This window comes from Bacillus sp. AFS040349, assembly GCF_002577655.1.
In the GTDB taxonomy this organism is placed as follows: Bacteria; Bacillota; Bacilli; order Bacillales; family Bacillaceae; genus Metabacillus.
Map to the genome: position 1 here is coordinate 23,373 of NZ_NUMC01000173.1, position 7,726 is coordinate 31,098.

The following is a 7,726-nucleotide window of genomic DNA, read 5'->3' on the forward strand; positions in this document are numbered from 1 at the left end:
TTTAGCTCAACGTCTGTGTTTTCAAAAATGCTTTTCAACCTACTATTTCTCTACTCAAACCAAGGAACTTGAATTAAACTTCTGCCAATCCACTCACGTAATATTTCATTAGTAGGACCCATTACCGCCCCTGCACGTCCATCCCGTAAATACTTCTCGACTTGGCCAGTAAGATAACCCCTTCCACCTGAAACCTGTAACGCTTGATTTGTCACTTGAATGACCATATCGGCTGCATGTGTTTTAATTTGCCAGATTGGAAAGAGTTGCTCTGAAATTGGTTCCCCCTTCTTTATCATCTCGTCTAAACCTTGAGCTGTCCGATAAACCATACTTCGAGAACTATCAATTAATATTTGCGCTTTTGCCAGCTCATGTCGAATAACCTGATAGCTTGCAACTGATTTTCCTGTATCTGCATGAACCTTCTTTTTAGCTCCTTCAATTGCAGCATTTAGAGCACCTTGTGCAACACCTGTCCAAACAGCAGCTGTCCCTACTAAAAATAATGGATCAACTGTATTTTCGTTATAATAATTCATACCACCTTCTGTGCCGATTCGATTGTTCTTTGGTACAAACACATCTTTAAATTTCATTGGTCCGCTGGAGTTTCCACGCAATCCCATTGCATTAAATGGAAAACATTCAATACCTTCTTGATCGTTTGTTACTAATAAAAACATGAGCTGATCATCTAACGTACTTTCTGGGGAATTCGTACAAACGATGTACCAATCAGCTTCCCCTGCACTTGTAACAAATGACTTGTGTGCATTTAATAAATAGCCATCTCCTTGTCTTGGAGCTGAACTAACAACACTCCAAAAGTGACTTCCTGTTGCTGGTTCACTAAATGCAAGTCCACCAATATCACCATTAATGACACCTGGAATAAAACGTTTGCGTTGTTCAGGGGTACCTGCTTCATAGAGAGTTTGTGTTGCAGCAGTATGCATAACCCAACACATTGCGGAGGAGGTGCAGTATTGGGCAAATGTTTCAGCTAAAACAGCAAATCCTGTAAAACCTGCTTCAAGCCCCCCTTCACTAGCTGGTACTGTTACTGCTCCAAACCCAGCCTTTGCAATCTTCTGCAAACTTTCCCGAGGATACAAACTTTGTTGGTCACTAATAATAGCTCGATCAAGCAATTCACTTTTCCCTACTATATGTGCTTTCTCCTGAAGATCTTCATATCCTGATGGACAACTCCACCATTTAGGTATTTGCATAAGTCCTTCTTCTAGCAAACTGTTTATTCCTATCAAATGTCATCACTCCTTTATTTAATAATACACTTGATATTTCACTTCCTAATCTTCACATAAAAATAGTAATGTCCCAATCTAGTTTTCCCAGACTTTAGGAAAATATTGATTTCAGCGGTAGAAAAGATAACAATTTCCAAAAAAAGTTTTTTTATTGTCACTATTATTAACATGAATCTATTAAATTCTTCGTGATCATGCAAAAATAAAATCACTCTAGTAATGTATGGAGTCCTAGTTAAACATAGCCTTCGGAAAATTAAAGAAAGAAACGAGGTGAATTAATAGTGGAAATTCCTTCAGATCTTGAAGAAAAAAAGATTATGACAATGGGTATCGTAAAAGAAATGACAGGCTTATCTGAAAGACAAATCCGCTATTACGAAGAAAAGAAGTTAATTTTTCCTGACAGATCTCCTTCTGGTACACGTAAATACTCTTTCCTTGATATTAGGTCTTTAATAGAAATCTCGGAGAAAATAAGAATGGGACTTCATACTGATGAAATTCGGGAACAATTAGCTACTCATAGAATTGAAACGAAAGAGAAAAAACGTTTAAAAGGACAGTTAAATGACTACTATTTACACAACTAGCCGTTTTACATTTTTAAATAAGCAGGGACAGTCCCTTATCTACAAGTCTTTTATTCTTGAAGATCATGGGACTGTCCCTTCTTTAATTAATCTTGGAATACTTATTAATTTAAGCGTGAGATCGAACGGTATTATAGGGATGAATTAAATTTTTAAAGTATCCCACCCTAATAATTGTTCAGCTTGTGCTATCATTTTTTCTGATATTAAAAGACGAATTCTAGAAGAAGAAATAACTTCACCTGAACTGCACCGCATTGGTTCTAGAACACGTACATTAAAACGTTCCTTCAACGTGTTGATGTTACCCTCTCGATTTTTACCAAAATGAAAATCCTGACCTTCCCAAATTTCCAAAGGATTTAAACCACCTATTTCATCTAAAAATGAACCTACTTCTGTTCCAACATAGTTTTTGTCAAAGGAAGCAACAACAACATGATCAACTCCTAATAATCTAAGTTTTTCAAGTTTCTCATTAAGTGTGGTTAACTGAATTGTATTTCTAAAGAAAACTCTAGGAGGGGGATCAAATGTATAAACAACTAATGGTACACCAAACTCTAAGGCCCGCTTCTTTGCCCGCGATATCAAAGTTTGATGACCTCTATGAACGCCATCAAGAGCTCCTATTGTCAAAATCGATAACGGAAGCTTCAACGTTTTTTCTTCGTGTACAATCATGTTCCACACCTCATATCATAGTTAATAGATAAAGTGTTACATGCAAACAAGTTGATTGATAGACTGATTGAAACGATTTAGTATTTCTTGCTCAACTTCTGCTTTCCCTTCTTCATTGAAAAAAACCTGTGTATCTTTAACATAAATTCCTTTTTCAATATGTGTTGCACCAAGGACTGAGAGTACAGGCTTCAGAGAATATTCAATCATTAAGAGATGGGCTTTTGATCCCCCTATTGCAACTGGTAATATTTTTTTATTCTCTAAAGCTTTTTGAGGTAATAAATCAAGGTAAGACTTTAAAAGACCACTGAAAGAAGCTTGATATACAGGTGTAGCAATTATAACCGTGTCAGCCTGTTCTACTAAGGAATTAGCATTTTTGATCGGGTCACTATTGAAGTTAGCATGTAATAAGTCTTCTGCTGGTAATTGGCAAACTCGAATATAATCAACGCTGATCATTCGCTTATTCAACGTCATCACCAAACTATCTAATAATCCATTCAACCTTGAATAAACAGAAGGGCTACCAGAGATCATGACTACCTTTTCCACTCCATCACTCTCTTTCATAAAAATATGAATACATCTAATTTGATATTATCCTGACACACAAATCACAAAAACTAAACTCCTTTTTCCTAAATAGTAGGATAATTCTATTTTGTATGTTATAAAAACTACCATCCTTTTCAAAATCTAACGTGCATCTTATTCAGCTCAGCATTAACAAATACGTATTTCTGTTACTACATAACAAACATAACCTCCTAACCCATCTCAAAGTTGTTAGATTAAGTTACACGAAATTTACATTTATCCCAAAAAGCAGGAAAATGAAGTGGGTTTTTCACTTTTTTTATGTGAATATATGATTAATTCCAAAATAGGCGTTTGCTAGAAGAACACCCTTAGACATAATCTCTTCATTCAGGCATTTTGGAAAATACTATATTGAGGTGAATTGAAAATGAGTGAAAAAGTGTTAACGAAATCAGAATTCAACTACTTAAGTCAAAAGCCAGGTGTTCAACTAATTAAAGCAGGAACTTATGAGAAAAAGGAGTTAAATGGTTTGCTTGGAATTCCTGCATTAAAAAGCCAAATCATTGATGTTCCAATTTGTTCAAAAGAAAATGCTCTGTCACTTGGTTATTTTTCAATGCAGCCTTCGGAAGATTTTGTATTTACCTACACCTATTTAGAAGTGAAAGTAATTGTAAAAGGAAAAATTGTTGTTCGTGATGATCAAGGTGAAAAATATGTAGCCGAAGCAGGGGATGTTCTACTATTCACACCAGACACAACCGTTATCTTTGATAAAGAAAGTGATGGAGAAGCAATTTATACAGGACATCGACTACCAGAACCTGACTTCATGTAAACCTTAATACAGCATTTTAATAGAGGTAAAATGTCACCTCTATTAAAATGCTACTTCTCTATCATATACACTCAAGTTTAGGAGGTTAATATAATATGATTGACAAGTCAAAAAAGAAAATAAACCATACATCATTAATTGACCGATTTCCATTTCCCTTTAAAACAGATTCATATCGATACTCAAACAACTCCCAACCGTTGGATCCTCCTTTTCTTCTTGAAATTACACCTGAATATCAAGAAGAAATTCAATGTAAAAGGGAAATCTTACAAAAGAAGCAAGAACAGGCATACCAATCCTTTTCTCATTCAATTGATGCACAATGGGAAATTTTAGAAATGATTATTAATGAAATGATTACATTATACCCTTCCTATTTCCATTTGATAAAACAAGAAAATCAGTGGACTTTCTTTAACTACCTTTTAAATGAGAAGGAAACATTTATTTTTGGTGATAGCACAAGTTTACCGTATGAACCATTGGATTTTATCGGGCGTCATATTCAAGAGGATTTGATCTATATCGCCCAAAGAGACGACGATTTGTATATGGATGCTGGTCAGCTATGTTTTCCTGCAAATTGGTCAATCGCATTTAATCTTGGAATGACTTATACCGAATTTCATTCTCCAGTTCCTCATTTCTCTAGTAGTGGTCTTGCAGAAAAAGTGCGAAACTTCTTATTAAGAATGGAAGCAGGTAAGCCTTGGACTCGTCTCAACTGGACTTTAACGGTAGAACATATTCTTGATACATTTCCTGAAACATTTGATGTGTGGGGAACAAAAAAAGAAAAAATCACCGCTGAAAACTTGGGTAAACTAGTTTATTTACGTGTTGAAGATCAAAGATTGTTTCGTCTCTCAAGAAGCAATGGCATTTTATTTAGTATACACACCCATTTAATATCATTGGATGAACTAAGCAAAAACGAGGAATGGAAAAAGCGTTTTTATCTCGTTATGACTGATTTACCCGATTACATGGCCCAATACAAAGGATTTATTTCTTATAAAGATAAGCTGATTCAGTATTTAGAAGAAACCTTGTCTGCTAAAGAGGGGATGAAAAATTGAGTACATTCTATTGTGAACTTAAAAATAAAAAGCAACTATTTGACAATATGTTTACAGCAGAAATAGAGCTTGCAGAAGACTTGCTCTATTCTTTTGGAATGGTAGAAATAACGGATCGAAAAAAAAATCAAACAGCCCCCTCGATCCCTACTTTTTATGTGCAAATTCCTACTAAGAATAACACTATATTATATCGACTGTTTTTTTCATCAAATACGCTTTTGCATAAGATCGAGTGTCAACTGCTTGATCAACCAGCATTCCAGCTACCATCATTCTCTAAAAAACTATTGGTGTTTCTTGACAAGACTTCACTTTTTGAAAGCTCAGGTTTAGCACTTCTCACCTATATCACGCTACATAAGCTCAATGCAGAAATTTTTGTAACCATGACTACTGAGGAACAAGAAAATTTATTTCATGAACTGCTAACACTTTTCCCAATTCCTATTCAATTCATCTCAAATTACTCATCTGAGGTAATTTCACCTTATTTAGAAGATCGTCTAGTTGGAACAAAGTTATTTATATCAGGTCCATGGACTATGATGACTAAAATAAAAAACACAGCCTACTTAGTAGGTTATTCAGACGAAGAAATTCAAACCAATATCCTAGGAAAAAAATCTGAAAAGTTGTTTTGTGTAAAATGTTATGGATTTAATAAGAAGCAAGATGATGAAGCAATTTGTCAACATTGCCTTACACTACTTGACGTTTCCAGTCATTACTCGAGAAGACTTGATGCTTATTTAGGTTATATAAAAGCTATTTAATCCATTTTATGAATAAAGAGAGGATAGAATATGAGCACAATTGATGTATTTGTAGATAAAATCAAACGGGAATCTTCAACAGTGAAAAGCTTTAGACTAGTAGCGGCTAACGGAAAGCCTTTGCCTAGATTTAGCGGAGGTTCTCACATCACCACCTATATTCAAACTGAACAAAATCTAATTGAGAGACACTATTCATTAACAACAGATCCTGATAGAACAGATTACTATCAAATTGCCATTAAACGTAGTGAACAATCAAAAGGTGGCTCTGCTTATTGGCATGATTCTATCAAAGTTGGAGATAAACTAGCTATAAGTTACCCGAAAAATCATTTTCCACTTAGCTTCCGTGCTAAGCATCATGTCCTATTTGCTGCTGGAATAGGAATTACGCCTTTTTTGGCTATGAGTGCGGATCTAAATAAGAAAGGATCATCCTTTGAACTACACTATGCAGCACCTTCAAAAGAATCGTGTGCATTTTACGACTTTCTTCAATCTACTTATCAAGATAAAATTCATTTTTATTTTTCAAATGAAAGAAAAAGAATGAGTACAAGCATAATGGAAAATCAACCAATTGGAACACATGTTTATTTTTGTGGATCTGAGCAGATGCTGAAAGAATATGCATGTGCAGCAAAGTCATTTGGATATCCAGAAAAAAATATTCATTACGAGCTCTTCACTCCTCCCGATTTTGGGCCAACACATTCATTTAAAGTGGAATTAAGGAAGAGTAAACAATTGCTAGAAGTATCCGCAGAAGACAGTCTGCTTGAAACCTTGTTACGCTTTAATATTCAAGCACCGTATTCTTGTAAAATTGGAGGCTGTGGAAGTTGTAGAGTCGATGTTCTTGATGGGAAAATCGATCATCGTGATTTTTTCCTGACTGATCATGAAAAGCAAGCAGGAGATTCTATCTTAACCTGTGTATCAAGAGGTCAGTCTAATTGTCTTGTTTTAGATCTATAAGTTAGGAGATGAGAACCATGCACACAACAACTTCTATAAAAACTGCAGATTTTGATATTGTTATTAATAATAGAAGGTCATCCATCGATGAATTATTCCTAGACTTTACTGACCAAGATCGCATCGGTATTATCGTTCGTCATCCTGCAGGGAGTGCTGGGGCAAGCGCTCTTCTTATGGCCTCAATTACAAGATTCTATGATTTTCATCGTCATCAATTAGGTAATGAACCTGGTAAACTTAGAATTTACCCTGAATATTTTATCTTTCATATTGAAAAACAACAAATGGATCATTATTGGATGGATGTTTGGACACCAAACAAAGAAGTCATTGTAGAGGATGACGCAGAGCAAATATTAGAGGCTATTAATGATCGGGGAATTACTCGTTTACTAGTTGAAGAATGTCCTCTTACTTCTTCTCCTACATTCTTACCTGAAACTCTTAGTAGTGCAAAGAGCCGTTTAAAAAGTGCACTTGTTTATTCTCACACCGGGAGAGTGGACCATGCTGATGTAAGTATTACAAGCTGTACTATGGCAGAACGTTATGTACAATCCTCGTTTAAAAGATCAAAAAACCTATTAGGAGCAACATACAATAATCTTGAGGAACAACGGAAAGCTTTAATTGAAAACAATCGTATAGTAGAAACATATCGAAGAATTGATGTAGAGCAGGCACTATACATGCTAACACCCAACATAAATGCTGGATCTACTACTCGCCATTATCTTTCTCTTGCTTAATTTTTTATTGCTAACAAAAAAGGCAGTTCCTTATTTAGAACTGCCTTTTTAACTATTTAAGAAGAAATCGTATTAGGTGCTGAACCTGATATAGGTTGTTCTTTCGTCTCAGTAGTATAAGCTGGTTCTTCGTGGAAGCTTAAATCCAGTCCCATTAGTTCCTCCTCCTTGCTCACACGCGTATTGTCAAAACTTCT

At 35.2% G+C, this 7,726-nt stretch carries 9 protein-coding genes; 6 read left to right on the forward strand and 3 right to left on the reverse strand.

The genetic code is table 11. The annotated features are described in order from the left end of the window. Positions 1-50: 50 nt before the first annotated feature. The gene (locus tag COD11_RS25700; RefSeq protein ID WP_098799728.1) at positions 51-1,271 is read right to left on the reverse strand and encodes an acyl-CoA dehydrogenase family protein; all 1,221 of its coding nucleotides are present in this window, start codon (positions 1,269-1,271) and stop codon (positions 51-53) included. Between the two features lie 323 nt (positions 1,272-1,594). Between COD11_RS25700 and COD11_RS25705 the strand changes: the two genes are divergently transcribed. Continuing rightward, on the forward strand, positions 1,595-1,867 hold the full coding sequence (locus tag COD11_RS25705) for a MerR family DNA-binding transcriptional regulator (RefSeq protein WP_098799739.1): 273 nt from the start codon (positions 1,595-1,597) through the stop codon (positions 1,865-1,867). Between the two features lie 144 nt (positions 1,868-2,011). Here COD11_RS25705 and COD11_RS25710 read toward each other — a convergent pair whose 3' ends face one another. Both COD11_RS25710 and ssuE read right to left on the reverse strand, forming a co-directional pair. Continuing rightward, the gene (locus COD11_RS25710; protein ID WP_098799729.1) at positions 2,012-2,551 is read right to left on the reverse strand and encodes an FAD synthetase family protein; all 540 of its coding nucleotides are present in this window, start codon (positions 2,549-2,551) and stop codon (positions 2,012-2,014) included. Positions 2,552-2,587: 36 nt separating this feature from the next. Then, complete coding sequence (gene ssuE / locus COD11_RS25715) at positions 2,588-3,109, reverse strand: NADPH-dependent FMN reductase (RefSeq protein ID WP_098799730.1); 522 nt, start codon at positions 3,107-3,109, stop codon at positions 2,588-2,590. Between the two features lie 415 nt (positions 3,110-3,524). Here ssuE and COD11_RS25720 point away from each other — a divergent pair, with 415 nt between their 5' ends. The 5 genes from COD11_RS25720 to COD11_RS25740 all read left to right on the forward strand — a co-directional run bounded on the left by COD11_RS25720 (position 3,525) and on the right by COD11_RS25740 (position 7,529). Next, positions 3,525-3,938: a cupin domain-containing protein gene (locus COD11_RS25720; RefSeq protein WP_098799731.1), complete on the forward strand. Its 414-nt coding sequence runs from the start codon at positions 3,525-3,527 to the stop codon at positions 3,936-3,938. A gap of 95 nt (positions 3,939-4,033) precedes the next feature. Next, positions 4,034-5,020 carry a heme-dependent oxidative N-demethylase family protein gene (locus tag COD11_RS25725; protein WP_098799732.1) on the forward strand — a complete coding sequence of 329 codons (987 nt, stop codon included), beginning with the start codon at positions 4,034-4,036 and terminating at the stop codon, positions 5,018-5,020. After that, on the forward strand, positions 5,017-5,796 hold the full coding sequence (locus tag COD11_RS25730) for a dimethylamine monooxygenase subunit DmmA family protein (protein ID WP_098799733.1): 780 nt from the start codon (positions 5,017-5,019) through the stop codon (positions 5,794-5,796). The genes COD11_RS25725 and COD11_RS25730 overlap by 4 nt, the downstream gene beginning before the upstream one ends. A gap of 30 nt (positions 5,797-5,826) precedes the next feature. Further along, positions 5,827-6,777, forward strand: coding sequence for a PDR/VanB family oxidoreductase (locus COD11_RS25735; protein WP_098799734.1), 951 nt, complete (start codon positions 5,827-5,829; stop codon positions 6,775-6,777). Positions 6,778-6,794: 17 nt separating this feature from the next. Beyond that, the gene (locus tag COD11_RS25740; RefSeq protein WP_098799735.1) at positions 6,795-7,529 is read left to right on the forward strand and encodes a hypothetical protein; all 735 of its coding nucleotides are present in this window, start codon (positions 6,795-6,797) and stop codon (positions 7,527-7,529) included. Positions 7,530-7,726: the final 197 nt, after the last annotated feature.

What these genes read in the sequence shown, in the direction of transcription:
- COD11_RS25705 (WP_098799739.1), top strand. Translation starts at nt 1,595, where the DNA reads ATGACAATGGGTATCGTAAAAGAAATGACAGGCTTATCTGAAAGACAA.
- COD11_RS25735 (WP_098799734.1), top strand. Translation starts at nt 5,827, where the DNA reads ATGAGCACAATTGATGTATTTGTAGATAAAATCAAACGGGAATCTTCA.
- COD11_RS25725 (WP_098799732.1), top strand. Translation starts at nt 4,034, where the DNA reads ATGATTGACAAGTCAAAAAAGAAAATAAACCATACATCATTAATTGAC.
- COD11_RS25720 (WP_098799731.1), top strand. Translation starts at nt 3,525, where the DNA reads ATGAGTGAAAAAGTGTTAACGAAATCAGAATTCAACTACTTAAGTCAA.
- COD11_RS25740 (WP_098799735.1), top strand. Translation starts at nt 6,795, where the DNA reads ATGCACACAACAACTTCTATAAAAACTGCAGATTTTGATATTGTTATT.
- COD11_RS25710 (WP_098799729.1), bottom strand. Translation starts at nt 2,551, where the DNA reads ATGATTGTACACGAAGAAAAAACGTTGAAGCTTCCGTTATCGATTTTG.